This is a genomic window from Pseudarthrobacter sulfonivorans (genome assembly GCF_031454915.1).
Lineage (GTDB): Bacteria > Actinomycetota > Actinomycetes > Actinomycetales > Micrococcaceae > Arthrobacter > Arthrobacter sulfonivorans_C.
In genome coordinates this window covers 289,992-314,331 of sequence record NZ_JAVDRS010000002.1, presented here as the reverse complement: position 1 = coordinate 314,331, position 24,340 = coordinate 289,992, and the positions used below count along the sequence as shown (strand labels likewise).

23 protein-coding genes and 3 tRNA genes are annotated in these 24,340 nt (G+C 64.6%); 17 read left to right on the top strand and 9 right to left on the bottom strand.

The genetic code is table 11. The annotated features are described in order from the left end of the window. The first annotated feature begins 4 nt into the window (after positions 1 to 4). The 3 genes from J2808_RS05340 to J2808_RS05330 all read left to right on the top strand — a co-directional run bounded on the left by J2808_RS05340 (position 5) and on the right by J2808_RS05330 (position 3,430). Complete coding sequence (locus tag J2808_RS05340) at positions 5 to 1,243, top strand: LolA family protein (protein WP_309812785.1); 1,239 nt, start codon at positions 5 to 7, stop codon at positions 1,241 to 1,243. Further along, positions 1,240 to 2,382: an ABC transporter ATP-binding protein gene (locus J2808_RS05335; protein ID WP_309812782.1), complete on the top strand. Its 1,143-nt coding sequence runs from the start codon at positions 1,240 to 1,242 to the stop codon at positions 2,380 to 2,382. Before J2808_RS05340 ends, J2808_RS05335 begins: the two co-directional genes overlap by 4 nt. 250 nt (positions 2,383 to 2,632) lie before the next feature. Further along, complete coding sequence (locus tag J2808_RS05330) at positions 2,633 to 3,430, top strand: ABC transporter permease (protein ID WP_309814165.1); 798 nt, start codon at positions 2,633 to 2,635, stop codon at positions 3,428 to 3,430. Positions 3,431 to 3,496: 66 nt separating this feature from the next. Here J2808_RS05330 and J2808_RS05325 read toward each other — a convergent pair whose 3' ends face one another. From J2808_RS05325 to J2808_RS05310, 4 genes are all read right to left on the bottom strand, one after another. Then, on the bottom strand, positions 3,497 to 4,936 hold the full coding sequence (locus tag J2808_RS05325; protein ID WP_309812779.1) for a C40 family peptidase: 1,440 nt from the start codon (positions 4,934 to 4,936) through the stop codon (positions 3,497 to 3,499). A gap of 280 nt (positions 4,937 to 5,216) precedes the next feature. Then, the gene (locus tag J2808_RS05320; RefSeq protein ID WP_309812775.1) at positions 5,217 to 6,137 is read right to left on the bottom strand and encodes a cation diffusion facilitator family transporter; all 921 of its coding nucleotides are present in this window, start codon (positions 6,135 to 6,137) and stop codon (positions 5,217 to 5,219) included. Between the two features lie 10 nt (positions 6,138 to 6,147). Next, on the bottom strand, positions 6,148 to 6,576 hold the full coding sequence (locus J2808_RS05315; RefSeq protein ID WP_309812772.1) for a metallopeptidase family protein: 429 nt from the start codon (positions 6,574 to 6,576) through the stop codon (positions 6,148 to 6,150). 40 nt (positions 6,577 to 6,616) lie between these two features. After that, the gene (locus tag J2808_RS05310; protein ID WP_309812768.1) at positions 6,617 to 7,576 is read right to left on the bottom strand and encodes a DMT family transporter; all 960 of its coding nucleotides are present in this window, start codon (positions 7,574 to 7,576) and stop codon (positions 6,617 to 6,619) included. Positions 7,577 to 7,703: 127 nt separating this feature from the next. Between J2808_RS05310 and J2808_RS05305 the strand changes: the two genes are divergently transcribed. Further along, entirely contained in the window at positions 7,704 to 8,396 is a 693-nt protein-coding gene (locus J2808_RS05305; protein ID WP_309812764.1) for a DsbA family protein, read from the top strand. 9 nt (positions 8,397 to 8,405) lie between these two features. Here J2808_RS05305 and J2808_RS05300 read toward each other — a convergent pair whose 3' ends face one another. Continuing rightward, on the bottom strand, positions 8,406 to 9,422 hold the full coding sequence (locus J2808_RS05300) for a PHP domain-containing protein (RefSeq protein ID WP_309812762.1): 1,017 nt from the start codon (positions 9,420 to 9,422) through the stop codon (positions 8,406 to 8,408). A 168-nt stretch (positions 9,423 to 9,590) separates the two neighbouring features. On the opposite strand from J2808_RS05300, the gene J2808_RS05295 reads away from it, so the two are divergent. The 3 genes from J2808_RS05295 to J2808_RS05285 all read left to right on the top strand — a co-directional run bounded on the left by J2808_RS05295 (position 9,591) and on the right by J2808_RS05285 (position 9,952). After that, positions 9,591 to 9,663: transfer RNA gene (locus J2808_RS05295), tRNA-Glu, on the top strand. Positions 9,664 to 9,754: 91 nt separating this feature from the next. Further along, a tRNA-Asp gene (locus tag J2808_RS05290) sits at positions 9,755 to 9,828 on the top strand. Between the two features lie 48 nt (positions 9,829 to 9,876). After that, positions 9,877 to 9,952 (top strand) — tRNA-Phe (locus tag J2808_RS05285). Positions 9,953 to 10,098: 146 nt separating this feature from the next. Here the strand turns inward: J2808_RS05285 and J2808_RS05280 are convergent. Continuing rightward, complete coding sequence (locus J2808_RS05280; protein WP_309812759.1) at positions 10,099 to 11,484, bottom strand: hypothetical protein; 1,386 nt, start codon at positions 11,482 to 11,484, stop codon at positions 10,099 to 10,101. 758 nt (positions 11,485 to 12,242) lie between these two features. Here J2808_RS05280 and J2808_RS05275 point away from each other — a divergent pair. The 9 genes from J2808_RS05275 (at position 12,243) to J2808_RS05235 (ending at position 19,346) form a co-directional block, all read left to right on the top strand. After that, positions 12,243 to 12,716 (top strand): Asp23/Gls24 family envelope stress response protein, encoded by a 474-nt coding sequence (locus J2808_RS05275; RefSeq protein WP_309812757.1) that lies wholly within the window; start codon positions 12,243 to 12,245, stop codon positions 12,714 to 12,716. After that, on the top strand, positions 12,713 to 12,904 hold the full coding sequence (locus J2808_RS05270; RefSeq protein WP_131133405.1) for a hypothetical protein: 192 nt from the start codon (positions 12,713 to 12,715) through the stop codon (positions 12,902 to 12,904). The genes J2808_RS05275 and J2808_RS05270 overlap by 4 nt, the downstream gene beginning before the upstream one ends. Beyond that, a complete protein-coding gene (locus tag J2808_RS05265; protein ID WP_309812754.1) occupies positions 12,901 to 13,281 on the top strand; it encodes a hypothetical protein in 381 nt (126 codons plus the stop codon). The genes J2808_RS05270 and J2808_RS05265 overlap by 4 nt, the downstream gene beginning before the upstream one ends. Before the next feature lie 74 nt (positions 13,282 to 13,355). Further along, positions 13,356 to 13,925 (top strand): DUF6286 domain-containing protein, encoded by a 570-nt coding sequence (locus J2808_RS05260; RefSeq protein ID WP_309814163.1) that lies wholly within the window; start codon positions 13,356 to 13,358, stop codon positions 13,923 to 13,925. After that, positions 13,922 to 14,533 (top strand): hypothetical protein, encoded by a 612-nt coding sequence (locus tag J2808_RS05255; RefSeq protein WP_309812750.1) that lies wholly within the window; start codon positions 13,922 to 13,924, stop codon positions 14,531 to 14,533. Before J2808_RS05260 ends, J2808_RS05255 begins: the two co-directional genes overlap by 4 nt. Positions 14,534 to 14,877: 344 nt before the next feature. Continuing rightward, complete coding sequence (locus tag J2808_RS05250) at positions 14,878 to 16,215, top strand: ABC transporter substrate-binding protein (protein WP_309812745.1); 1,338 nt, start codon at positions 14,878 to 14,880, stop codon at positions 16,213 to 16,215. Positions 16,216 to 16,308: 93 nt separating this feature from the next. After that, positions 16,309 to 17,274: a carbohydrate ABC transporter permease gene (locus J2808_RS05245; protein ID WP_309812743.1), complete on the top strand. Its 966-nt coding sequence runs from the start codon at positions 16,309 to 16,311 to the stop codon at positions 17,272 to 17,274. Further along, entirely contained in the window at positions 17,271 to 18,248 is a 978-nt protein-coding gene (locus J2808_RS05240; protein ID WP_309812740.1) for a carbohydrate ABC transporter permease, read from the top strand. Before J2808_RS05245 ends, J2808_RS05240 begins: the two co-directional genes overlap by 4 nt. Before the next feature lie 45 nt (positions 18,249 to 18,293). Continuing rightward, on the top strand, positions 18,294 to 19,346 hold the full coding sequence (locus J2808_RS05235; RefSeq protein WP_309812737.1) for a LacI family DNA-binding transcriptional regulator: 1,053 nt from the start codon (positions 18,294 to 18,296) through the stop codon (positions 19,344 to 19,346). Positions 19,347 to 19,383: 37 nt separating this feature from the next. Here J2808_RS05235 and J2808_RS05230 read toward each other — a convergent pair whose 3' ends face one another. The 3 genes from J2808_RS05230 to J2808_RS05220 form a co-directional block, all read right to left on the bottom strand. Then, positions 19,384 to 20,310, bottom strand: a complete 927-nt coding sequence (locus J2808_RS05230) for a hypothetical protein (protein WP_309812733.1) — start codon at positions 20,308 to 20,310, stop codon at positions 19,384 to 19,386. A 34-nt stretch (positions 20,311 to 20,344) separates the two neighbouring features. Further along, positions 20,345 to 21,151, bottom strand: a complete 807-nt coding sequence (locus J2808_RS05225) for an exodeoxyribonuclease III (RefSeq protein WP_309812730.1) — start codon at positions 21,149 to 21,151, stop codon at positions 20,345 to 20,347. A gap of 68 nt (positions 21,152 to 21,219) precedes the next feature. Next, on the bottom strand, positions 21,220 to 22,962 hold the full coding sequence (locus J2808_RS05220) for an AMP-binding protein (protein ID WP_309812727.1): 1,743 nt from the start codon (positions 22,960 to 22,962) through the stop codon (positions 21,220 to 21,222). A 161-nt stretch (positions 22,963 to 23,123) separates the two neighbouring features. On the opposite strand from J2808_RS05220, the gene J2808_RS05215 reads away from it, so the two are divergent. Further along, complete coding sequence (locus J2808_RS05215; RefSeq protein WP_309814160.1) at positions 23,124 to 24,257, top strand: acyl-CoA dehydrogenase family protein; 1,134 nt, start codon at positions 23,124 to 23,126, stop codon at positions 24,255 to 24,257. Positions 24,258 to 24,340: the final 83 nt, after the last annotated feature.

Genomic DNA, 24,340 nt, shown 5'->3' with positions numbered 1-24,340 from the left:
TGGCATGAACCGCGCATGGAAGCGCTGGGTGCCTGCCGCAGCTGTACCCGCTGTGATCGCCGCCGGTGTGCTGGTGGGATCCATACCGGCGCGGGCCGGCGATCCGTTGCCGGACAAGTCTCCGGCTGAGGTCCTTACCCTTCTGGGCAAGCACAGCACCAAGACGTTCTCCGGGACTATTGAGCAGGTTTCGGACCTTGGACTGCCGGAGCTGCCGGCCGTGGGCCCCGCCTCCGGGCCCGCCTCAGCAGGCGGGCCGGCTTCGATCGTCGAGTTCCTGACCGGCGAGCACACTGCCCGGATTTTTATGGACGGGCCTGCAAACGTGCGGGTCCAGGTGATGGACCGGCTGGCTGAACGCGATGTCATCCGGCGGGACAACGACGTCTGGTTCTACAACTCCAAGGACAACTCCGCCACCCACCTGACCCTGCCGTCCTTCGCCAGCGACCTGCCCCTGCAGGTTCCTGAGTCTCCCGGCCTGCCGCTGCCCGTACCCTCGGATCCCGGCGTACTTCCCGGCCCGGACGTGGGCATGCCGGACCTGCCCATGCCAGTTGTCCCCACCCCCGAGGACCTGGCCGCGAAGTTCCTTGCCATGGCTGACCGCTCCACCGCAGTAACGGTCGGCCCGGCGGTCCAGGTGGCCGGACGCTCGGCCTACAGCCTCGAACTGGCGCCGCGCACCGAGGGGACACTCCTGGAGAAGGTCGTCATCGCCGTCGACGGCCAGACCGGAATGCCGCTCAGGGTGACCGTATCGGCCCGGGGTCAGGCGCAGCCTGCTTTCGAGGCCGGCTTCACGAGCCTGTCCCTGGAGGCACCTGAGGCTGGCATGTTCACGTTCGTGGCTCCACCCGGCGCCACGGTCAAGGAACTGCAGGTACCTCCGCTGCCGTACCCCCACGGCATGCCCGCCCTCCCTGGGAAGTCCGGAACAGTCACGCCGGACCACAACCCCTGGGTTGCGCCCGAACTGACGCACCGTGACAAGCCCAAGCCGACGGTGACCGGCAAGGGATGGGAAACTGTGGTCGGGTTCCCGGCGGCGCCTGACGGTCAGGGGGCTAAGCTGACCGATGCACTGCTGAAGGATCCGCTCCTGTCCCAGGCCGCCGTCGTCGTTCCCGGCGGACGGCTCCTGTCCACGTCCCTGGTCAACGTCCTGCTGACCGACGACGGCAGGATCTTTGTGGGGATGGTTCCGGCGGACCGGCTGCAGGCCGCCGCCGGCGCAGCGTGACCGCGGCCGGCAGCATTGCTGCCGGGCTGACCATCGAGACCCAGGGCCTGTCCAAGCGGTTCGGCCACCAGCTGGCCGTGGACAACGTGGATCTGGCCGTACCGCAGGGCGCCGTGTTCGGCTTCCTGGGGCCCAACGGATCCGGCAAGACCACCACCATCCGGCTGCTGCTGGGCCTCGCCGCCGCGTCCGCCGGTACGGTCAGCGTCCTGGGCCTGCCGATGCCGCAACGGCTGCACGAGGTGCTGCCGCGCGTCGGGGCGTTGGTGGAGGGGCCGGCGTTTTATCCATTCCTGTCCGGCACCGCCAACCTGCACCGGCTGGACGCCGCAAGCCGGCACGGAACGCCCGGCACCCGGAAGGCCCGGGTGGCTGCGGCGCTGGAGCGGGTTGGGCTCTCGCACGCCGGCAGCAAGCGCGTACACGCATATTCACTGGGCATGAAGCAGCGGCTGGGCATCGCCAACGCGCTGCTCTCCCCGCGGGACCTGCTGGTGCTGGATGAGCCCACCAACGGCCTTGACCCGCAGGGCACGCGTGAAGTGCGCAGCCTGGTCCGATCGCTGGCCGCCGACGGCGCCACCGTGTTCGTTTCCAGCCACCTGCTGGCCGAGGTGGAGCAGATCTGCACGCATGCGGCCATCATGAGCGCCGGCCGGCTGGTGGCGCAGGGGCCGCTGGCAGAGCTTCGGCAGGATGGGCACACGCGGATCCGCCTGCTGACCCCCGACGCTGGCAGAGCCTGCGAGGTCCTGCTGCGGTTGGGTATGACGCCGGGGAGGGGAAACCCAGAACCGGCTAGCCATGAAACATGGACCTCCGAGGCGGGGATCCCCGGCGTGGACGGGGAAGTAGTTACAGCCGGCGCGACTGTCCCAGCCGGTGCGACTCTCCCGGGCGGTGCGGCGACGGGGGCGGAAGCGGCCATGGGGGCTGGTGCGGCGACGGGTGCTCAAACGGGCAGGCCATCGGGGATGTCACCGCCGGGAATGCCGCCGCCCGGCATGCCATTCCCGGAAGACATCGTCGCGGAGCTCGTGGCGGCAGGCGTGCGCGTCCGTGGCTTTTCAGTCGAGCGGGAAAGCCTTGAGGAGCGTTTTGTTGCGTTGACGGGGGAGGGGTTCGACGTTGCCCAGTGATTCTTTGGCCAGTCATTCTTCGGGCCGTCATTCTTCGGCCCGTGATGCTTCGCCGAGTGAGGTTGAAGGGGCCAGAAATGCGGCAGGCGCCAGAAATGCGGCAGGGACCCGGGACGGTTCACCTGGCGTCAGTGTCCCCGTCAACCGCAGTGGTGAAGACGGCAGAGCTCCGGATGACCGCAGGGCTCCGGATGCCCACAGCGGTCCAGATGACGGTCCTGTCCCAGCCGGAGGGTCCAGCCTGTCACTCCTGGCGTCCGAGCTGAAGACTCTGTTCCGGCGTCGCCGGACCTTGGCCATGCTGGTGGCACTGGCAGCGATTCCAGTGCTGATCGCCGTCGCGGTACGGCTCTCCTCAACTGTTCCTCCCGGCCGTGGGCCCGCGTTCCTGGACCGGATCACGCAGAACGGGCTGTTTGTGGCCGTCACGGCGATGCTGGTCTCCGTGCCGCTGTTCCTGCCCCTCACCATCGGTGTGGTGGCTGGCGATACCATCGCCGGCGAGGCAAGCCTGGGCACTTTGCGGTATTTGCTGGTGGCACCTGCCGGGCGCGTCCGGCTGCTGCTGGTGAAGTATGCCGGCGCGCTGGCCTTCTGCCTGGCCGCGCCTATTACCGTGGCGCTGGCCGGGGCGGCGATCGGAGCGTCCTTGTTCCCGATCGGGCCCGTGACGCTCCTGTCCGGCGATGTGGTGCAGCCACCCGAAGCAGCCCTGCGGCTTGTCCTGATCGCGGCATATCTTGCGGTTTCCCTGGCCGGGTTGTCGGCGATCGGCCTCTTCCTGTCCACCCTGACGGTTGTCCCCGTCGGAGCGATGGCTGCCACGGTGGTGGTTTCCGTGGCATCGCAGATCGCGGACCAATTGCCCCAGCTGGAGTGGCTGCACCCCTGGCTGTTTACCCACTACTGGTTTGGGTTCGCGGATGTCCTGCGCCAGCCGGTGCTGTGGGATTCCTTCGCCAGCAATGCCCTGCTGCAGGCCGGATACGTGGCCGTTTTCGGGGCGCTCGCGTACGGCCGGTTCGTCACCAAGGACGTTCTGTCCTGAGGCCGTCCTGTCCTGGGGCGGGAGTCTTGTGGTTGAAGCCGGGCCCGGCCAATGGTGCGCGCCGGGTCAGTAGCGGGCGGCGTAAGGGTAGAGCTGCATCCCGGCCATCCTGCTCAATTGCGTGACGCCCAGACCCTCATCAGGATTCAAAGCCTGCACTACCTGTCCGTTACCCAGGTAGATGGCAACGTGGTAAAAACCCGGGGCCGACCCCCACACCAGCAGGTCGCCGCGGCGGGCCTGTGAGATGGGTACCTGCACCGGAGCGGCCGCGTACTGCTGGGCAGCCGTGCGGGGCAGATATTTGCCGGCGGCGGCGAAGGCAGTCTGTACCAGGCCGGAGCAGTCGAAACCGGTGGGACCGGTGCCGCCGTATTGGTAGAAGTAGGGCGACCCTACCTTGGACAGCGCCACGGAAATAGCAGCCTCGTTGGAACCGCCCGGTGACGGCGCAGGCGGGGGTGTTGGTGCCGGCGTCGGAGTCGGGACAGGGGCGGGGGCCGGATCCGGTGCTGGGACCGGGGCCGGAGCAGGGGCCCGCGGCGGAACCGGAACCGGGGCGGGAACTGGGGCCGGAGCGGGCGCCTGCGGTACAGTCCCGCCCGGCGCAGTCCCTCCCGGCGCAGTCCCTCCCGGTGCGGCCCCTCCAGGCGCAGCTGGCGCAGCGGGAGCCTGACCGGACGCGGTCCCTTCCGCAGCCGTGGTAATTGCCACGAGACGGGCCTCTTCGCGCTGCCGGTCGAGTTCATCCACCCGCGCCAATTCCAGCGCCACTGTGGTGTTCCGCAGCTGCGCCAGCTGGTCCACCAGGATGGTCCGTTGCGCCCGGGCTTCGGCGACCGCCTGGACCTGGGCCTCATTGGCCTCCTCCGCCTGTGCCTTGCGGGCTTCGGCTGTCTTTGCGGCCTCGTCGGCGGCCCGGTTGGCGTCCTGGGCCGCGGCCGTCAGCGACTGCGCTGCGGCGGCCGCTGTTTCCGCGGATTCGAAGGCCCTGCTGCGGCTGGCCGAAATGGCCTGCAGCGTTGCGGCTTGCTGCAGCGCTTCCCCCTGGCCGCTGACGAACGTCGTCAGCGTCGGGTTCAGGCCGCCGTTGCGGTACAGATCGCCGGCAAGCTGGCCTACCTGTTTCCGGGTCCTGTCCTCCGCCTGCGTCGCCGCCTCGGCCCGCGCTGTGGCTACATTCGCCGCGCTCCGGCGGTCCTGAAGTTCCACCAAGGCTTCGCTGTAGGCGTTGTTTGCCTGCAGTGTCAGGGCAAAAGTGGCCTCCTGGGCGCCGGCAGCGTCCGCCAGGAGTCGTTCGATGGCCGTGACCTGGTCCGCCGTCGCACTTTCATTGGACTTCGCAGCCGCGATGTCCTCCGCGGACGGGATCTTCGGCGAGGCCGGACGCTGGATGGTCAGAGTGGCAGGCGTGGACGATGCCTGGGCCGGGAAGGTGAAGGCTGCGGACAGCACGACGGCGGTACACAGCACGGCGGCCTTCAGGCCGGATCCGGACAAAGCCATTCGCAGAACCTCGCAGGACAGTCAGGCTGGGGAGCGAGGTCGGGTGGCGGCACAAAGGGCCCCTCTGCTGATCGCCCAGCAGTCCGAGGCTACGTGACGTCCTGCACTTTGGCAACACTGGTCACATCAATAACATAACAACAAGAGTGTGATTCCGGCACAGCTGAATCCGGCGTGTCGCGGAATGAGCTCCGGATTCAGGGCTGAGACTTCGGCGTGGTGTCACGGGAGGCAGCCTTTTGCGCGGCTGGATGGATGCGGCCCCGCCGCTGCCCGGCCATCAGGCGTGCTGGCGCGACTCGTGCTCGGAATGGCTGGCTGGCTCAAGCTGGAATGTGCAGTGCTCGGTGTCGAAATGCGAGCCGAGGCAGGCGGTGAGCTTGTCCAGCAACTGGTCGGCTCCCCGGGCGTTGAGGACACCGTCCTCCACCACTACATGCGCAGAAAACACCGGCACTCCGGACGTGATGGTCCAGATATGGATGTCATGGACGTCAACCACCCCGTCGACACTGAGGATGTGCTCGCGGATCATTTGAACTTCCACGCCCTTGGGGGTTGCCTCCAGGAGCACATCCACCACGTCGCGCAGCAGGTTCCAGGCCCGCGGCAGGATCATGAGGGCAATGAGGACCGAGGCGATGGTATCTGCCGCCTGGTAGCCGGTGAACATGATGACCAGGGCCGCGACGATCACGGCAAAGGATCCCAGCAGGTCGCCGAGCACCTCAAGGTAGGCGCCGCGGACGTTCAGGCTGTCCTGGTGTGCCCCGCGCAGGATCAGCAGCGACACCAGGTTGGCAACCGCGCCCAGGATCGCGGCGAAGAGCATGATGTCGGTGTGGACTTCCGGCGTGGAACCGATCCGCCGGACGGCCTCCGTGAAGATGACCACGGAGATGACGATCAGAATCAGCGCGTTGGCCAGGGCAGCCAGCACCTCAGCCCGCTGGTAGCCGTAGGTCCGCTGGTCGCTCGCGGGCCGTCCGGCGATCCAGGCGGCCAGGAGCGCGATGGTCACACCCGCCGCGTCGGACAGCATGTGGCCGGCGTCCGCCAGCAGGGCCAGCGAGCCGGACAGTGCCGCACCCACCACCTGGACCAGGACCACAGTCAGTGTGATGGCCAGGACGGCGATGAGCCTCTTGCGGTGCCGGCCCGTGGCCGTGATTCCGTGTGTGTGGCTGTGGTCGTGTCCCATGACTACAAGGCTAGTCCCAGCCGAGCTCGTGCAGCCGGTGGTCGTCGATGCCGAAGTGATGGGCGATCTCGTGCACCACCGTGACGGCGACCTCCTGGATCACTTCGTCGCGGGAGGTGCAGATGTCCAGGATGGGCTGGCGGAAGATGGTGATCCGGTCCGGGAGCGAACCGGCGTCCCACCAGGAATCCCGCTCGGTCAGCGGCACGCCTTCATAGAGGCCCAGCAGCACGGTGTCGGGGTCTTCGTCGGGGTTCGGAACGTAGTCGTCCTCGATGAACACGGCCACGTTGTCCATGGCGGCGGCAAGCTTCGGCGGGATCAGGCCCAAGGCGTCGGTGACAGCGGCTTCAAAGTCGTCGGCGGACATCTCGAAGGGAAGCGGCTCGTGCGGCCCATCGGGGATGATGGGCAGTCCGGGCGGCAGATTGGCGGGCATGCCACGACTGTAGCGCGAATTTCCGCCCGCCCGTCCGTGTTCAAGGGCGGATGACTGTCCGCGACCTGCGGCGGGTCAGGCCCACCCCCACCAGGCAGACCCCGCCGCCCACGAGGCCCCAGGCCGAGGGAACTTCGCTGAGGAGAAGCCAGGAGATCAGGATGGTGGTGCCGGGGACCAGGTAAGTCGTGGCGGCCAGCTTCCCGGCGTCAATCAGGGACAAAGCATAGGCCCACGTAGTGAAGGCGATTGCCGTCGGGAAGACGCCGAGATACACCAGCCCCAGGGTTGCGGACGCCGGGGCCGCCTGCAGTTCGGAAACCAGTTGGCCGGTGAAAGGCAGGCAACACACGGTGCCTACCATGATGCCGAACCAGGTGGCCTGGGCTGCGGGGATCTTCCGCAGCACCGGCTTCTGAATGATCACGCTGACCGCGGCGAGTACGGCGGCGAGGAGGCAAAGCAGCACGCCGGCAACATCCGCCGTCGAACGTTCACCCGAAGCGGGACCCGAGCCGAACGCGATCAGCGCCACCCCGCCAAAAGCCACCAGGCTGCCGATAATCAGCCAGCGCGGGAAGCCTTCCTTCAGGAACAAACCCGCCATGATGGCCACGAGGATGGGGTTCACGTTGATCAGCAAGGCGGCCGTGCCCGCGTCCAGGAGGTGCTCGGCGGCGTTCAACGCCACGTTGTACCCACCGAACCACATCACTCCGTACCCCAGGATGGGCCACCATTCACGGCCCTGCGGCAGCAGCCTGCTCTTGCGCAGCTGCGGCAGGACCAGTGCGCCGAGTACGACGGCGGCAACCGCCAGCCTGCCCAACGTCAGGGAGCCGGGCGAGAAGCTCGGTCCAATCGCCCGGATGCCCACAAACGCCGATGCCCACAGCACCACGGTGACCAGCACCGCTGCGACGCCGAGGGCACTGATGCCGCCCGACGATGTGGGTGGCGCAGCCGATGGTGCGGAGTTGGTGGAGGAAGTTGAAGCCATGCTGCCAATCTAGCCCCGCGCCCGCGCCGGCGGCTGGCGGAAATCGGTCACGTCTCATCAACTTCCTGCCAAAGCCGCAGCCACGGAAGCGCCGGTCGATATCGCAGGGTCGGCTAGGATGCGGTTCATGGTCTCAGCTTCGACTTCATCCCGTGAATCCGGCCCGGACCCTGCAAAACGGATCCGCGTGGTCATCTGGATCCTGCTTGGGGTTGTCATGGTCGCAGGGGGTGCCTGGTACGCGGCACTCACCTTGAACAAACCCGCGCCCACACAGCCGCCAACTGGCGCGGAAAAGGTGGTGCCGACGGACGGCCGCCAGCTCACCACCCCTGCGCTTGAAAAGGCGCAACTGGTGGAGTTCCTGGACTTCGAATGTGCAGCCTGCCGCTCCATCCAGCCCTTCGTGGACGAGCTGAAAGCGGAGTTTGGCGACAGGATCACGTTCGTCAACCGCTACTTCCCACTGCCCTCACACCCGAACTCCGGTCCCGCCGCGCTCGCCGTGGAAGCTGCCGCGCAGCAGGGAAAATTTGACGCCATGGCCGCGAAAATGTTTGAAACACAGGACCAGTGGCACGGAAAACGCGAATCGCAGGGGCCGCTGTTCCGGACCTTCGCCGCGGAAATTGGGCTGGACCTGGCCGCGTTCGACGCTGCGGTGGCTGATCACAAAACGAAGGAACGCATCCGGGCCGACATCGCGGACGGCAATGCCCTGGGCGTGACGGGCACCCCCACCTTCTTCCTGAACGGGGAGAAGCTGACCCTGACCACCAAGCAGGACTTCCGGCAGAAACTCACCGACGCGGTGAAGTAGCTCCCTGCGTCAGGCCTTGCTGGCCCACGCGAGAAGGCGGTCCAAAGGCCAGGTGGTGACGATGCGCTCGGCCGGCACGTCATTCAGGGCCGCGCGGGCGGCTCCGTACTGGAGGAAGTCCAACTGCCCCGGGGCGTGCGCGTCGCTGTCAATCGAGAACAGGCACCCGGCGTCCAGGGCCAGTTGGATCAGGTTGTCCGGCGGGTCCTGCCGCTCGGGCCTGGAGTTGATCTCCACAGCCACGTTGTGTTCAGCGCAGGCAGCAAACACTTCATTGGCATCGAACTCGGACTGGGGCCGGGTGCCCCGCGATCCTTCCACGAGGCGACCGGTGCAGTGACCCAGCACGTTGGTGTGTGGATCCCGGATGCCGGCCAGCATTCGCTCAGTCATGGTGGTCCGGTCCGCGCGCAGTTTGGAGTGCACGCTGGCCACCACGATGTCCAGCCGGTCAAGCATTTCCGGCGACTGGTCCAGCTCACCGGACTCCAGAATGTCTACTTCGATGCCGGCCAGGAGCCGGAAGCCGTTGGTGCTGGAATTGAGCTCTGCTACGACGTCGAGTTGTTCGGTGAGACGCTCCACGCTGAGCCCGTTGGCGATGGTCAGGTTGGGCGAGTGGTCCGTGAGGGCCAGGTATTCCCGGCCCAGTAACTTCGCGGCATCGGCCATGAGGGGGATGGGTGATCCGCCGTCGGACCAGTCGCTGTGGCTATGGAGGTCGCCGCGCAGTGACGAGTGCAGCTCAGCCCCACGGTCGGCAAGCGGTGTCGAGCCGCGCTGGCGCAGGTCCTCCAGGTAGTCGGGCACCCCGCCGTCCACCGCCTGGCGGACCACTTGGTACGTCCTGTCCCCGATCCCCTTCATGCTTTTGAGCCTGCCGTCCCGGGCCCGGGCTTCCACCTCGGCGGGGTCCAGGGCCGAGATGACCCCGGCTGCCTTCCGGAAGGCCTGGACCTTGAACGTGGCGGCGCGTCCGCGCTCCAGCCAAAAGGCGATCTCGTTGAGCGCAGCGACGGCATCCATCCCTCCATCTTCGCCTGTTAAGGCCCTTTCGTTGAGGCCTTTGGTGGCCGATTTTGGATTATCCCGTTCGAGGCCCTATAGTTTTAGAGTCCAGTTCGGAGAAACCGCAAACGACAAAGACTGAGGGCCTCGGCTCGAAGCCTTTTCTTTTGTGCCGAACGGGTTCTGGCCCCCATCGTCTAGCGGCCTAGGACACCGCCCTTTCACGGCGGCGGCACGGGTTCGAATCCCGTTGGGGGTACGCAAGGAACTGGTCAGGCAGGCAGAAAATGTCTGGTAAGCTGGAAGCCTTGAAAAAACGCGGTAGGCATACTGCGAAGCAAGAAAAGCAAGGCCCTGTAGCGCAGTTGGTTAGCGCGCCGCCCTGTCACGGCGGAGGTCGCGGGTTCAAGTCCCGTCAGGGTCGCTCTGATTGTCGAAAGAGATTTCGGCGGTCATGGTGACATGTCACCTAGGCTCTGTAGCTCAGTTGGTAGAGCGTTCGACTGAAAATCGAAAGGTCACCGGATCGACGCCGGTCGGAGCCACCAGCTAGAACCCCGCCGTTCCCAGTGTTTACACGGGAACGGCGGGGTTTTGTCTTTGTTGGAGCTGTCACGGTTTCAGCTGGATCACATGAAACCGTGACAGTCACACTGGCGCCCCTGGTATCCCTTGGGTAGAGCGTTGGCTGGAACTACTTTGCGACCGGTACAGCCGTTCCGTAGGTGGTGGATACCTTGCCAGCGGTGCTGACGTCGATCCGGCCACCCTGATAGTTCTGCGACGTTCCCTTGGAAGTCTTATACGCGTCCGTCTTCGGGTAGCCGAGTCGACCATTCTCGAAACCAGTCTTGCCCCAGGCGGTGTGCATAGCTCCGGATGAGATGCGGGCACCGGTCGATGGGGACCAGTAGATCAAACCACTTCGGAAGCTCTGGTAATAGCCGCCGTTCTTGATTTTTTTCTTATTGTTGGTAGCTGGACCGAGCCAGCTTGCTCCCTGCCAGCGCGCCCCGATTCTTCCGGACTGGGTATATGAAGTTTTGCCATTCCACGTGATGGAGAAGCCGTTCTGGAACTTCTGTGCCCTGCCGCCGGGAATCGTGTACTCCTCGGTTGAGGGGTAACCGTACGAGCTCTTGTAGGCTCCAACGCTTACCCAATGCTTGAGAATGGCACCACTGGCAATCTTTGCCCCGGTCTTAGGTGACCAGTAGATCCCGCCACCCTGGTAGGTGCGCCCCGCGCCACCGTTCTTCAGGCCCGCGACTTCCCTGTTGGTCGGGCTCCTCAGGCCTCCAGCGACGCTGCCCGAAGCGGCGTACCTGCTCATGATCGCACCGAAAGGGTTGCTCGAGTACGGAGTGAAAATGTCCTCCACTGCGCCCATGATGATCCTGTCACCGGGTCGCGCAGAACGGATGAAACGTGTCGTGGTGGCAAGGCTGGTGGAAACACAACCCGCTGACGTGGTGCGCCCGGCATGTAGGAAGATGGCGTACGAAGCGCCCTGTGTCACCTTCATGTCAGGTGAGCGGTTGTAGTTGATGACCGCAGCTTGTTCGTAGTACCCCTGCTTCATGTAAGTCCAGAGGTTCTCGTCAGAATCGCCGCCTGCACCCTCAAAGTACTGGTTGTAGGTTGCTTTATGCTCGCCACCCCAGCGCGAATTCTTGTTTACCGTGCGGTACTTCAAAGCCGTACCCGGATTGGCGCGTCCCAAGGCCTCAGTGACACTGTAGGAACCCGTGGGTGAGCGCAAAGAGTTCTCCCACGTCAGCCCCGGAGGAGCGAACCCGTTAACGCCGACATAACCCCAGTCCTGCCATTCCTGGTGGTATGCGTTTCCGCGACGTACGCAGCCAGTGATGGTGGCGACGTTTGAATTGCGTGTTGTTGTGGTGACGAACGTGACCCGGGTTGCTCCGAACGTGGAGTATTTTGTTTGCCCGGATGTGGCACGTGCGCAGGGGTTGTAGACCTGAGCCCCTGCTTCCGCTGCCGGTGCAGGAGCAACCAGAAGAGCAGCAGCGCCGACAAGCGCTGCAACAGCGAACGTGGTTATCTTCTTCACTGACATTCGAGTGACTTTCTTTTGGGCGACTGGTTTTAGTCAGTCAAAAACGTTTCTGAACTTATTCGTGGGGAATCGAAATCGAAACATGGTCCCTATGAGGCCCTCATATCCTTGCATGATTGAAGTGCGAATGGGCGCAATACCGGATCTCTATGTTTGGATCATTCAATGTCATACAGCGAAGTAGTAATTGGTTTCGTTACAGCATCGGATTCCACAGGCGTGCAAGCGTTAGAAACGATTTGCATCGACGGGCAGCCAGACGTTTCTTGAACAACACGAGCTGATCAAGTCGAAAGACGTGACGACACGCTAATCGTCCCCGCCCGGGGCCGTCGTCGAGCGGGCGTTCGCTGAGGTCAAGGGATGCTCTTCTCTTCGGCCGAGGGCAGGCAGGCCCAACGCACATGTCGAGTTTCCTAGAACGCATTCCATGCTGGCCCGGAAATGGCTGGGTACGCCGCTGCGTCTCCACAGCGCGAGTTGCTGTTAGAAACGATCTGACGGGAGTCGGGCACAATGCGGTCAGCCTGTAGATTTTCGCCTTCCCTCTCGTATTCCCTTGATAATGTTCCAGACCCCACCGTTTGGCCGGGTTTCCGGACCGACGCCGGTCTGAGAGCCACCACTGGGAAGCGTCAGTTCTTCGGAACCGGCGCCTTTCTTCTTCAACTGGTCCTTCGCGTCGGTAATTCGCGATTTTCAGCACGTTGTCACGGCCAGGGGATAGGGTTGGGAACAACAGAAGGGGGAAGTGCCTGATGGAATACCAGAACCCACAGCCCGTTGCGGGGGATGAGCGGCAACGTGCCGGCGAGCTTGCTGCCAGCCACGCGCCGGTGCCCGGGCACGGCCGCACGGTGATCGCTGAAGCCGCCGTGGCAAAAGTCGCCGGCATCGCTGCCCGCGCGGTGCCCGGAGTCTACTCCCTGGGCTCCGTTCCGTCCCGCGCGCTGGGGGCCATCAGGGATGCCGTGGGCAGCTCGGACCATGCCGCGGGTGTCCGTGCCGAGGTCGGCGAGACCCAAGTTGCCGTGGACATCAGCCTCGTCGCCTCCTACGGGACACCGCTCCACTCCCTCGCCAACCAGGTCAGGGCCTCCGTTTACCGTGCCGTCGAGGAACTTGTGGGCCTGCAGGTCATCGAAGTGAATGTCGAAATAACCGATGTCTATGTGGCGCCGCCGCCGAAAGCGGCTGGTCATGCGGGCACCGAGAGGGAGGCGCTGCTGTGAACCTGACCGTTGTGGGCATCGCCGTGGGCGCGTTCGTGGCGTTTATGTCCTTCCAGTTCGGGCTGTGGGGCTTCCTGGTGTCGCTCCTCTTTATGGCTATCGGTGCCCTCCTGGGCCGCGCTGCAGAAGGGAAACTGGACCTGCGCGGCGTCTTGGACGCCATCATCGGCCGGCGCTCCTCATCATGACTGCAGCCGTACCTTCCCTTCCTGCGCAGGAGCTGAGCGGGCACAACCGCATCAGTACGCAGGCCCTGACCAGCCTCGCCAAGGCAGCGGCCGCCGAGGCTCTCGGGGTGGACGCGCAGGATGTCCGGGCGGACTGGACGGACGACGACGGCCTGCTCGCTTTGGCCCTCGTCTCACCGATCAGGATTCCGCCCCTGATGGCGGTGCTCCGGGACCCCGGCAGGGTGAACACGTTCGGAGGATCCATCTGGGACAGGACTGTGGAAGCCAAAGGCAGGATTCTGTCCACTGTCACTGCGCTGAGTGGTGCACGCCTGAGCAGGGTGGATGTCCGGATCAGCGGTGTGAAGCCAAGCGAGGGAGGCAGGGTCCTGTGAGCCACAAATTAGCGGATGACGAGCATGCGGACCCGAGTGAAGCCGGTCCTGCGGCCAGCGGACGGCAACCGGACATGCGCAGGGTGGTGTACCGGGAGACGCACTCATCGCGTGCCGCTGTGGCGGTTGTGGCAGCCGTCCTGGTGATGGGGCTCGCTGGCTACGGGCTCCTCGAATCGGCCGTGCATGCCATTGGACAACCGGCGTGGCTGATCGAACCCCAGCTTGCGGCGGAGCGCATCGTTGCCCTGCCGGCTGGCGTGCCGCCCCTGTTGCTGGGTGCCGGCGGTGCCGTGGTTGCCATGGTCGGCCTGTTTTTTCTGTTGAACGCCGTGTTGCCTGGCCGGCGCGCGCGGCACGTACTGAACTGCGGCGGATCATCGACGGCCGTGGTGGTGGATGACGAAGTCATCGCCTCGGCCCTGGCGCGCAGCGCAAGGCTCGCCGCCAATGTCACTCCGGAGCAGGTGATGGTGGTGGTCTCCCAGCGCCAGGTCATCGTGAATGTCCGTCCCACTTCAGGGGTTCCCGTGACCGAGAACGCAGTGCTGGCCGCTGTCCAGGATGAACTCCGTGAGATGTCGCTCGATCCGTTACCGGAAGTCCGTGTGAACATATCCACCGCAGGGGTGATTGGCGCATGACCAGCACACCGTCGGTCCTCAACCGGATCCTGATCGGGCTCCTCGGAGTCAAGCTGCTCGCTGTGGGCATCCTCCTGGTCCTGCTTGCCTCGGTTCCCGCAGTGGGCAACTGGTGGCACGCGTGGTCGGGCGGGGCCTGGAATGGCATGAACCAGGCGTTCAACAGCACCCGCTTTCCCGGCCGCCCGGAAAGTTGGCTCTGGATTGTCGTGGCGATTGCACTGGTGATCCTGATCGGTCTGATGGTTGCTTGGATTGCACAGCAGGGCAAAGGCCGGAGCAACCTGTTGGTGGCCGAGTTCGATCCAGGTGCCGTGCCCGGAGACGTGCGGATCAGCGGGGGAGTCGCCGAGCAGGCATTGAAGCATGCCTTGGCCGAGCGGCCGGATCTGGCTGGGGCCACCGTGGCAACGTACGACGTCCAAGGCAGCCCTGCCCTTAAGATCAAGCTGCAGCCGCGCCAGGGCGTCGCGCCGCATCTTTTGGGTGCCGAGGTCGTTGCCCTCGTAGCCGCCCTCGACACGGTGGTGGGGAAGCAGACGCCTGTCCTGATCCACATCGGCGCCGGGGCCAGGACGCGGTTCAGCCGCGCCGAACGCGTCCGTTAGTGCGATCCGGGGCGTCTGGTCGGGTCGATGCGGCCGGACACCGCTCCGTTCAAGGGCGGCCTCCAGCCACGAGATGAATGCGGGCTAAATCCCCCAAAGCGCGGCCGTAGGGCCGTACCGACATGCCCGTCAGGAGGTCCTTCCCGGCGGGCTTATCGCTGTGTGGTGACAACCCGGGTGGGTCATTCCCGCGTTCTTCCGCCTTAGATCTCCTTTCGGACACGACGGGTGTAAACGCTTGCATTTAGCTCCGGGGCTTTATTAGTGTGTGATTCATACCACCACCATGGTCTCTTTCACCTCAATCGCACGTGATCTGCAACTCACCGAGGAGTCATCAGCAAATGAGAAACCGCAAGTACTTGCTTCCCGTAGCCGCTACCGGAGCCCTGGCATTAGCCCTCACGGCGTGCAGCTCCGGTGGGGGCGGCGCCGAGACAACCGATGTTGATTGCTCCGCGTACGCAAGTTATGGAAAGCACGACGGGAAGACCGTTTCCGTCTACTCCACCATCGTCGATATCGAGGCCACGAACCTGGAAACCGCGTGGGCACCGTTTGAGGAGTGCACCGGGGCAACTATCAAGTACGAGGGCAGCAAGGAATTCGAGACCCAGATCGGGGTTCGGGCCAAAGCAGGTAACGCGCCGGATATTGCCATCTTCCCGCAGCCCGGACTCATGGCCGACCAGGCCAAGGCCGGCAACCTGAAGCCGGCGCCGAAGGCAGTCTCGGATCTGGTGGACAAGAACTGGTCCGCTGACTGGAAGAAGTACGGCACCGTGGATGGGGTCTTCTACACGGCTCCGATGCTGGCGAACGTCAAGGGCTACGTCTGGTACGCGCCGAAGGCGTTCAAGGACAAGGGCTGGGAAGTTCCCAAGACCTGGGACGAAATGCTGACCCTGTCCAAGAAGATCGCTGACGACGGCACCATGAAGCCGTGGTGTGCCGGCTTCGAATCCGGTGAGGCGACCGGCTGGCCGGGCACTGACTGGGTGGAAGATGTTGTCCTTCGCGCCCAGGGCCCGGAAGTCTACGACCAGTGGGTGAGCCACGAGATCCCGTTCAACGATCCCAAGATCGTCGATGCCATGAACAAGACGGGCGAAATCCTCCTGAACCCGGACTACATGAACGGTGGATTCGGCGACGTACGTTCCATCCTGAGCACCGGGTTCGCCCAGGCGGGCCAGCCGGTCCTCGATGGGCAGTGCGCCATGCACCACCAGGCCAACTTCCAGGCCGCCAACTGGCCCGAAGGTACTGTTGTGGCTCCCGATGGTGACGTCTGGGCATTTATGACCCCTCCCACTGACGCCAGCAAGGGCCAGGCCATTACGGGCGGCGGCGAGATGGTGGGCGCCTACAAGGACACCCCCGAGGCACAGGCCTTCCAGGCCTACCTGGCCAGCGGCGAGTTCGCCAACAGCCGCGTCAAGCTCGGCGGCGTGATCAGCGCTAACAAGGCTCTGGACCCCGCGAGTGCGCAGACGGAACTCGACAAGCAGTCGATCGCCCTGCTGCAGGATCCGAACACCGTCTTCCGCTTCGACGGCTCTGACCTGATGCCCGGCGCCGTAGGCTCCAACTCCTTCTGGAAGGGCATCGTTGCATGGATCAACGGCGCCCCGGCCAAGCAGGTTGCCGACAGCGTTGAAGGCAGCTGGCCGAAGGGCTGACCTCCTCGACACCGCGCCCTTGGGACTTCCAGTCCCGAGGGCGCAGTGTCGATTACGTATTAACTGATCCACGCACACCACGGAGGTTGGGCAATGGAATTCCTTGGAGGAAAATTTCTTCAAGTCTTTATAGCTTTGGCAGTATTTGCTGCGCTAATCGGGCTGATTATGCTGATTGTGGACAGGGCTCCCAAATCAGTCAAAGACAAAGTAACGATCGCTGGCTTTCTGGCGCCGGCAGCAATCCTGATGTTGGTTGGCCTGGTCTACCCGGCCGTGACCACAACGTTCCTGGCATTCACGAATGCTTCCGGCCAGCCGAACGGACTGGACAACTTCGTCTGGATGTTTACCCAGCCCGAGGCCCTGACCACGCTCCGCAATACGGTCATCTGGACGGTGCTGGTGCCCCTGCTGTCCACGGGTTTCGGCCTGGCATATGCGGTCTTCATCGACAAGGCCCGCGGGGAGAGAGTCCTCAAAGCGCTGGTGTTCATGCCCATGGCCATCTCGTTTGTGGGCGCAGGCATCATCTGGAAGCTGGTCTACGACTACCGCGGCCCCGGCATTGAACAGACCGGCGTTTTCAACGCTTTGCGTGCCGCCTTCGGCCTGGACCCCAAACAGTTCCTCCTCGACGCACCGGAAAACACCATTTTCCTCATCATCGTGATGGTCTGGATCCAGACCGGCTTCGCCATGGTGATCCTGTCGGCGGCCATCAAGGGCGTTCCGATGGAGCTGGTGGAGGCGGCCCGTCTGGATGGCGCTAACCCCTGGCAGCAATTCCGGAACGTAACCATTCCCGGGATCCGCGGCGCTTTGGTGGTTGTGCTGACAACCATCACCATCGCCACCCTGAAGGTCTTCGACATTGTCCGCACCATGACGGCGGGTAATTATGACACCTCAGTGGTTGCCAATGAGATGTACACCCAGGCATTCCGTGCCGGTGAGCCGGGCAGGGGCGCAGCACTCGCCCTCATCCTGTTCCTTCTCGTCCTCCCCATCGTGGTCTACAACGCCCGCGTACTCCGTCAGCAAAGGGAAATCCGATGACAGTCATGCCAGCGCCGGATGAGGCGGCCAACACTTCCCGTACCCAGGTGCGCCCAGCCAAAGGCAGTGCCGCTTCACCGGAGGATTCCGCGCCGATCATGCGGCGCGTCAAGGACAAGCTGACGTCACGGTGGGCCACCGCAGCGGCCGTGATCATTGCAACGGTCTGGACGGTGCCGACCTTCGGCCTGCTGGTGTCCTCAATCCGTCCGGCAGCCAAGCAAGTGGGCCCCCGGTCAGACGGCTGGTGGAACTTCTTTACGGACTGGGACTTCACGTTCAAGCACTACGTGGATGTAACGGCGGCCGCGGGATCGCAGTCCGCAAACCTCTCCCAGTACTTCGCCAACTCCGTGGCGATCGTCATCCCTGTCACCGTCTTTGTGCTGGTGCTTGCCTCCATGGCGGCCTACATGTTCGCCTGGGGCAACTTCAAGGGCCGTGAGGCGGCGTTCATCTTTGTCTTCGCCCTCCAGATCATCCCCCTGCAGATGGCGCTGATTCCGCTGCTGACGCTGTTCACCCAGGTGCTTCAGATTCCGCCAGGCTCCTACGCCCAGCTCTGGATTGCCCACACCATGTTCGGGCTTCCCCTGGGCATCTTCCTTCTCCACAACTTCATCTCGGAGATCCCTGGCGAAGTGATCGAGGCGGCGAAGGTGGACGGAGCCGGACACACCACGATTTTCTGGCGGATCATCCTGCCGCTTTCGGTGCCCGCACTGGCCTCGCTCGCCATCTTCCAGTTCCTCTGGGTGTGGAATGACCTGCTGGTTGCGCTGGTCTTCTCCGGTGGAACGGCGGACGTTGCGCCGATCACGCAGCGCCTCGCGGAGATCTCCGGTACCCGCGGCAGCAGGGACTTCCTGAACCCTGCGGCGGCCTTTGTCTCAATCATTGCTCCGTTGGTCGTCTTCTTTGCCCTGCAGCGCTACTTTGTCCGTGGCCTGCTCGCCGGCGGACTGAAGGGGTAAGCGCAGGAAACCGCATATTCTGCACGAGCCCATGAGGGGAAAACAGTGGCACGCATTACGGAGAGGTCGCAACGTGGCGGCCACAGCGGCGTCAGCATTGAGGACGTAGCAGCGGCGGCCGGAGTGTCCACTGCCACGGTGTCCCGGGCAGTGCGCGGGTTGCCCAGGGTTTCGCCCGCCACCCGGGAGAAAATCCTGGAGGTGGCGGGTGCCCTGGGCTACGTGGCGTCGTCTTCCGCTTCGGGGCTGGCTACCGGCCGCACCAGGACCATTGGCGTCCTGGCGCCGTTCGTGAGCCGGTGGTTCTTCTCCAAGGCCATCGAGGGCGCGGACCGTGAACTTCACGCCCGCCAGTACAACCTCTCGCTCTTCAACCTGGGCGGACACGGCAGCAACCGCGAACGCCTGTTCAGCAAAACCATGGTCTACAAGCAGATCGATGCCCTGCTGGTCCTGTGTATGGCCCTGACGCACGATGAGCTGGAGCATCTGCAGAAGATCGACATCCCGCTGATAGTGGTGGGCGGTCACGTGGAGGAGTGCGCGTATATCGGGATCGATGACTACGCCGCGTCGTCCACCGCCGTCCGGCACCTGATCGACCTTGGCCACCGGGACATTGCGCTCCTGCACGGCGACGACGAAACGGACCTCAATTTCGACGTTCCCAGGGTGCGGATCCTGGCCTTCAAGGAAGTGATGGCGGCGGCCGGACTGCCGACGCGCCCCGAGTGGGATGAGTGGGGTGACTTCACGGTCCGGAGCGGACAGGAGGCCTTCAGGCGCCTGTGGGCCAGGCCCGGACCCAAGCCCACTGCCCTCTTCTGTGCCTCTGACGAAATGGCTATGGGTGTGATTTTCGAAGCCGCCCGCGCCGGCGTCAGGGTGCCCGAGGACCTTTCAGTGGTTGGGATCGACGATCACGATTTCGCGGACGCGATGGGCCTGACCACCGTAGGCCAACGGCCTGACGAACAGGCCGAACTGGCCACCAAGATGCTCCTGGACGAACTGAACGGCACACCCGGGGCGGTTCGCTCCGCCGTCGCGCCCCACCAGCTCATCGTCAGGCGTACGACGGCGCCGCCCCCTTCCTGAGGCAGCGCACCTCGGCCAGGGTTTATGCGGGCCCCGGTCAGGAAGCGCGGGCGAGTTGCCGGATGGGAATCCAGCGGGAGGCCAGCCGCCGGTAGGCTGCCGCGGCTCCAGTCATATCGCCCTCGGCCAGGCACTCGATGCCCAGCCGGATGTCCATGGGCGACTCGTCCGGGTACACCTTGTCCGCGACGGCACCATAGTCGAGCTCCACCATTGAATTGACGTGGAACATCTCCAGCCACTCTGTCAGCTGGGCGAGATCGTCCAGCATGTCCAGGTCCGGGGCAGCCAAGGCCAGGTTGGCGACAGCGTACCGTGCCCGCTCCATGGCATCCGTGATGGGGGCCCACACCCTGACGGTGAGGATGCGCCCGCCGGATTCCACCACGTCCTTGTGGTCGCCCTCGGCAAAAAGCGAGAACCAGCTGAACGGGATGCCCCATGTGGAGGCGCGGCTGTGGACCCGGATACTGCCGTCACGGGCCTTGACCTGGTCGATCCGTTCCTGGTGTTTGTCCCGCTGTTCTTCGGGAATCAGCAGTTCGGCCAGCGGGCCGTGGATTCCCTCCATCAGCGCGTTGGCGGCGAGCCCGGCGCGCAGGACCAGCTGGCTGGGGCAGTAGAGCAGCACGCGTTCGGCGCTGGCCTCAGCACCCGTGCCGGCGGCAGCACCGGCGTCGGGTGTTCCTGCCCGCGGGGTGCGGCGCGGCGGTACGCCGGGTGCACTGGTGACCCTGACCAGGTCCGTCCGCCCGGTGGGAAAGGGGTCCCCGCCGGCGCGGGTGATCCGGCCCAGCGACGCCAGCAGCTCTGCGTTTTCGACCGCCGCCCGGGAGGCCGTCCGCGCGCCTGCAGCCCGGATGGCTTCCCGCTGCCCTTCGGGGAAGGCTTCCAGCGGCTCGTAGACCCGGAGCGTGGAGGAGAATGGCAGGCCGGCCTGGCCCCGGTAGAGGTTTCCCGTCATGGCAGTCTCCCTTCCTGGGCTCCGGCAGCGGTCATCAGTCAGTCAGCTCAACCACGACCGGTGCGTGGTCCGAAGCGCCTTTGCCCTTGCGTTCCTCGCGGTCGATGGACGCACCGGTAACGCGGGCAGCCAGGGCGGGGGAGCCCAGCACGAAGTCGATGCGCATGCCCTCTTTCTTGGGGAAGCGCAGCTGCGTGTAGTCCCAGTAGGTGTAGACGCCCGGCCCGGGAGTGTACTCGCGGGCCAGGTCCTTGAACCCGGCCTCTTCAAAGGCGTGGAACGCAGCGCGTTCCGGCGGGCTGACATGGGTGTACCTGTTATTGACGAATAGGTCGATGTCCCAGACGTCGTCGTCGAACGGTGCAATGTTCCAGTCACCCATGAGGGCTACCTGGGCTGTCGGGTCCGCGTTGACCAGGCTGTGGGCGTGGGTCTTCAGGGACTCAAGCCACTTGATCTTGTACGGCATGTGTTCGTCGTCCAGGGACCGGCCGTTGGGGACGTAGAGGCTCCACACACGGACGCCGCCGCACGTGGCAGCCATGGCACGGGCCTCCTGCACGGGGTCCTTGCCTTCCTTGCCAAACGGGGGCTGGTCCAGGAACGTGCGCTCCACGTCTTCCAGGCCCACCCGCGACGCGATGGCCACACCGTTCCACTGGCTGACGCCGAAGTGGGCCACCTCGTAGCCCATGCGCTCGAACAGCTCCCAGGGGAAGTTCTCGTCCTTGCACTTGGTCTCCTGGATGGCCAGGACATCGCAGTCGCTGCGCTGCAGCCAGGCTTCAACGCGGTCGGCGCGGGCACGGAGGGAGTTCACATTCCAGGTAGCAATCTTCACAGTCCCTAACTTACCTTGGCGGCGCCGGTGCGGGGAAAGCCAGGGCCACGGTCCGCGCGGCGGAACTTTCAGCCCTTCAACCCGGGGAAATCAGCGTCGGAGTACTCGATGCCGAAGCCCGTGGCGGCCTTTCCCCCGGCCGCCACTGCGCCCGTGCCGTGCCTGGCTTCCTCGCGTTGGCGCAGCTCCACCCGGCGGATCTTGCCGGAGATGGTTTTGGGCAGCTCCGCGAATTCCAGCCTGCGGATTCGCTTGAAGGGCGCCAGGTGCTCACGGCAGTACCGCAGGATGTCCTCGGCCAGTTCCGGTCCCGGCTTAAGCCCCGCCACCAAAACCACATACGCCTTGGGGAGGGAGAGTTTGAGTTCATCCGGCGATGGCACCACCGCCGCCTCAGCCACCGCCGGGTGCTCCAGGAGCACACTCTCCAGTTCGAACGGGGAGAGCCGGTAATCCGAGGATTTGAACACGTCATCGTCCCGGCCCACGTAGGTGATGGTTCCATGCGTGTCCCGGCGGGCCATGTCCCCCGTGTGGTAATAGCCGCCGCGGAACGCTTCCGCGGTCCTTGCCGCATCGGCGTAGTAGGACTTCATCAGCCCCACGGGTCGGTGGTCAAGGCGCAGGCACAGCTCGCCGTCGTCCGCTTCCTTCCCGGTGTTCGGGTCCACCAGCACTACGTCGTAGCCGGGGAGTGGTTGGCCCATGGCGCCGATGGTTACCGGCTGGCCAGGCGTGTTGGCCACCTGGACAGTGCTCTCGGTCTGCCCGAAGCCGTCACGGATGGTCTGGCCCCAGGCGCGCTTCACCTGGTCGATCACCTCGGCGTTCAGCGGCTCGCCGGCAGAGACCACTTTGGTGGGCGGCGTCTTCAGCAGTTTCAGGTCTGCCTGGATCAGCATCCGCCAGACTGTGGGCGGCGCGCAGAAACTGGTGACGGCCTCGCGGTCCATCTGCTCCATCAGGGCGCGGGCGTCGAACCGTTCATAGTTGTAGACAAAGACGCACGCCTCCGCGATCCAGGGGGCAAAGAAATTGGACCAGGCGTGTTTGCCCCACCCCGGCGAGGCAACGTTCAGGTGCACGTCGCCGGGTTCCAGGCCAATCCAGTACATCGTGGACAGGTGCCCCACCGGGTAGGACGTGTGCGTATGCTCCACGAGTTTGGCCTTGGACGTGGTTCCGGACGTGAAGTAGAGCAGCAGCGTCTCGTCCGCCCGGGTGGGGGCGCCGGGGGTGAAGGTATCGGGCGCCGTCGCCGAATCCGCGTACTGGAGGGCTGCAGGGGTTGTGTCTGTGCCAAGTTCGCCGATTTCAATCAGGCGGTATCTGCCGGGCACGCCGGCAAATTTGCCGATGTTGGCATGCCCGACGGCGGCCCAGCCCGCCTCACCGCGCTCCACCCGTTCGGCGAGGTCTTCGGGACCCATCAGGGTGGTGGTGGGGATCAGGACGATTCCGAGCTTGATGCCGGCGAGCATAAGCTCCCAGAGCTCCACCTGGTTGCCCAGCATCACGATCATCCGGTCGCCGCGGCGCACGCCCTGGCTCTGCAGCCAGTTGGCCACCTGGTTGGAACGCGAAGCGAGGTCGGCGAAAGTTTTGCGGGTGGCCGAGCCGTCCTGCTCCACGACAACCAGTGCCGGGTTCTTGGCCTTCGACGGATCGGCGGCGATCTGGTCGAACCAGTCAAGGGCAAAGTTGAACTCCGAAAACCGGGGCCACTGGAACTCCCTCCGGGCCCGGTGGTAGTCGGAACGGAGGGCCAGCAAGTGGTCCCGTGCTTCCCGGAAATCATCGGTCACTGACAAGGGGAGACCTTTCGTCACGTGATGCGCATCACTGATGTCCAACCCTGTGCAATATACTAGGACATCCAAGAGTTTGGAAGACCGAAGGGACGCAGACCGTGCAGCCACAACGACGTGAGCCTGATGTGACAAGCCCGCCGCCTTTTCCCGATGCCGACCTGATGTACGTTGTGGACCTGCTGCCGGCCGCCGAACGCGAGCGGTACCTGGACATCCGGGCGTTCCTGCAGTCCACGGTGCGGCCGGCGTCCATCGACTACTGGAACCGCGAGGAATTCCCCTTCGGACTGCTGGCGGAGATGGGCAAGCGGGGGCTCGGGACATTGCAGACGGACGGCACCTCGAAGCTCTTCAAGGGCCTGATGTACGTCGAGGTGGCACGGGCGGATGTTTCGCTTTCTGCCCTCGTGGGGATCCACAACGAACTGATCGTGGGCATGATCGACGCGCTGGGCTCTGAGGAACAAAAGCAGCGGTGGCTGCCTGGCCTGGCCGCGTTCACCCAGCTTGGAGCGTTCGCCCTCACAGAACCGGAGCACGGCTCGGACATTGCCGGCGGGCTCGAAACATCCGCGCGGCTGGAGGACGGTGAATGGGTGATCAACGGTGCCAAACGCTGGATCGGCTCGGGCACCATTGCGGATTTTGCCCTGGTGTGGGCCCGAGATCAGGCGGACGGGCACATCAAAGGCTTCATTGTGGAGACGGACCGCCCCGGCTACCGGGCCACCAAGATTGCCAATAAGATCGGCCTGCGGATCATGCAGAACGCCGACATTGTGCTGGACAACGTCAGGATTCCCGTGTCCAACATGCTGCCGGGGGCCACGGACTTCGCCAAAGCCAACGACCTCCTGCGGGATTCCCGGGCATGGGTGGGCTGGCAAGCTGCCGGTATCCAGCTCGCCGCGTTCGACATCGCCCGTGCCTATGCACTGGAACGCCGGCAGTTCGGCAAGGAACTGGCGCGCTTCCAGCTGGTCCAGCAGCAGCTGGCGGAGATCCTCGGCAACGCGTCCGCTTCGCTGGCGCTGATGGCGCAGCTCGCCCGAATCCAGTCCGACGGAAAACTGGAGATGGCCCAGGCTGCCATGGCGAAATCTACCTGCACCCGCCTGGCACGCTCTTCGGTGGCCATGGGCAGATCGCTGCTGGGTGGAAACGGCATCAGTGCGGACTACGAAATGGGCAAGCTTTTTGGCGACGCCGAAATCCTTTATACGTACGAGGGCAGCTACGAAATCAATTCGCTCATTGTGGGCAGGGCAGTGACCGGGAAATCGGCATTCGTGTGACGGTGATTCTTCCGTCATTAGGCGACCGATAATCGCTTAACAAGAAACTGCCCTGACCATGCTTGGCAGCACAGTCAGGGCAG

What these genes read in the sequence shown, in the direction of transcription:
- J2808_RS05310 (WP_309812768.1), bottom strand. Translation starts at nt 7,576, where the DNA reads ATGGCTTCAACTTCCTCCACCAACTCCGCACCATCGGCTGCGCCACCC.
- J2808_RS05340 (WP_309812785.1), top strand. Translation starts at nt 5, where the DNA reads ATGAACCGCGCATGGAAGCGCTGGGTGCCTGCCGCAGCTGTACCCGCT.
- J2808_RS05300 (WP_309812762.1), bottom strand. Translation starts at nt 9,422, where the DNA reads ATGGATGCCGTCGCTGCGCTCAACGAGATCGCCTTTTGGCTGGAGCGC.
- J2808_RS05325 (WP_309812779.1), bottom strand. Translation starts at nt 4,936, where the DNA reads ATGGCTTTGTCCGGATCCGGCCTGAAGGCCGCCGTGCTGTGTACCGCC.
- J2808_RS05275 (WP_309812757.1), top strand. Translation starts at nt 12,243, where the DNA reads ATGGAATACCAGAACCCACAGCCCGTTGCGGGGGATGAGCGGCAACGT.
- J2808_RS05215 (WP_309814160.1), top strand. Translation starts at nt 23,124, where the DNA reads ATGTACGTTGTGGACCTGCTGCCGGCCGCCGAACGCGAGCGGTACCTG.
- J2808_RS05305 (WP_309812764.1), top strand. Translation starts at nt 7,704, where the DNA reads ATGGTCTCAGCTTCGACTTCATCCCGTGAATCCGGCCCGGACCCTGCA.
- J2808_RS05230 (WP_309812733.1), bottom strand. Translation starts at nt 20,310, where the DNA reads ATGACGGGAAACCTCTACCGGGGCCAGGCCGGCCTGCCATTCTCCTCC.
- J2808_RS05245 (WP_309812743.1), top strand. Translation starts at nt 16,309, where the DNA reads ATGGAATTCCTTGGAGGAAAATTTCTTCAAGTCTTTATAGCTTTGGCA.
- J2808_RS05260 (WP_309814163.1), top strand. Translation starts at nt 13,356, where the DNA reads ATGCGCAGGGTGGTGTACCGGGAGACGCACTCATCGCGTGCCGCTGTG.
- J2808_RS05250 (WP_309812745.1), top strand. Translation starts at nt 14,878, where the DNA reads ATGAGAAACCGCAAGTACTTGCTTCCCGTAGCCGCTACCGGAGCCCTG.
- J2808_RS05320 (WP_309812775.1), bottom strand. Translation starts at nt 6,137, where the DNA reads ATGGGACACGACCACAGCCACACACACGGAATCACGGCCACGGGCCGG.
- J2808_RS05240 (WP_309812740.1), top strand. Translation starts at nt 17,271, where the DNA reads ATGACAGTCATGCCAGCGCCGGATGAGGCGGCCAACACTTCCCGTACC.
- J2808_RS05265 (WP_309812754.1), top strand. Translation starts at nt 12,901, where the DNA reads ATGACTGCAGCCGTACCTTCCCTTCCTGCGCAGGAGCTGAGCGGGCAC.
- J2808_RS05280 (WP_309812759.1), bottom strand. Translation starts at nt 11,484, where the DNA reads ATGTCAGTGAAGAAGATAACCACGTTCGCTGTTGCAGCGCTTGTCGGC.
- J2808_RS05255 (WP_309812750.1), top strand. Translation starts at nt 13,922, where the DNA reads ATGACCAGCACACCGTCGGTCCTCAACCGGATCCTGATCGGGCTCCTC.
- J2808_RS05315 (WP_309812772.1), bottom strand. Translation starts at nt 6,576, where the DNA reads ATGCCCGCCAATCTGCCGCCCGGACTGCCCATCATCCCCGATGGGCCG.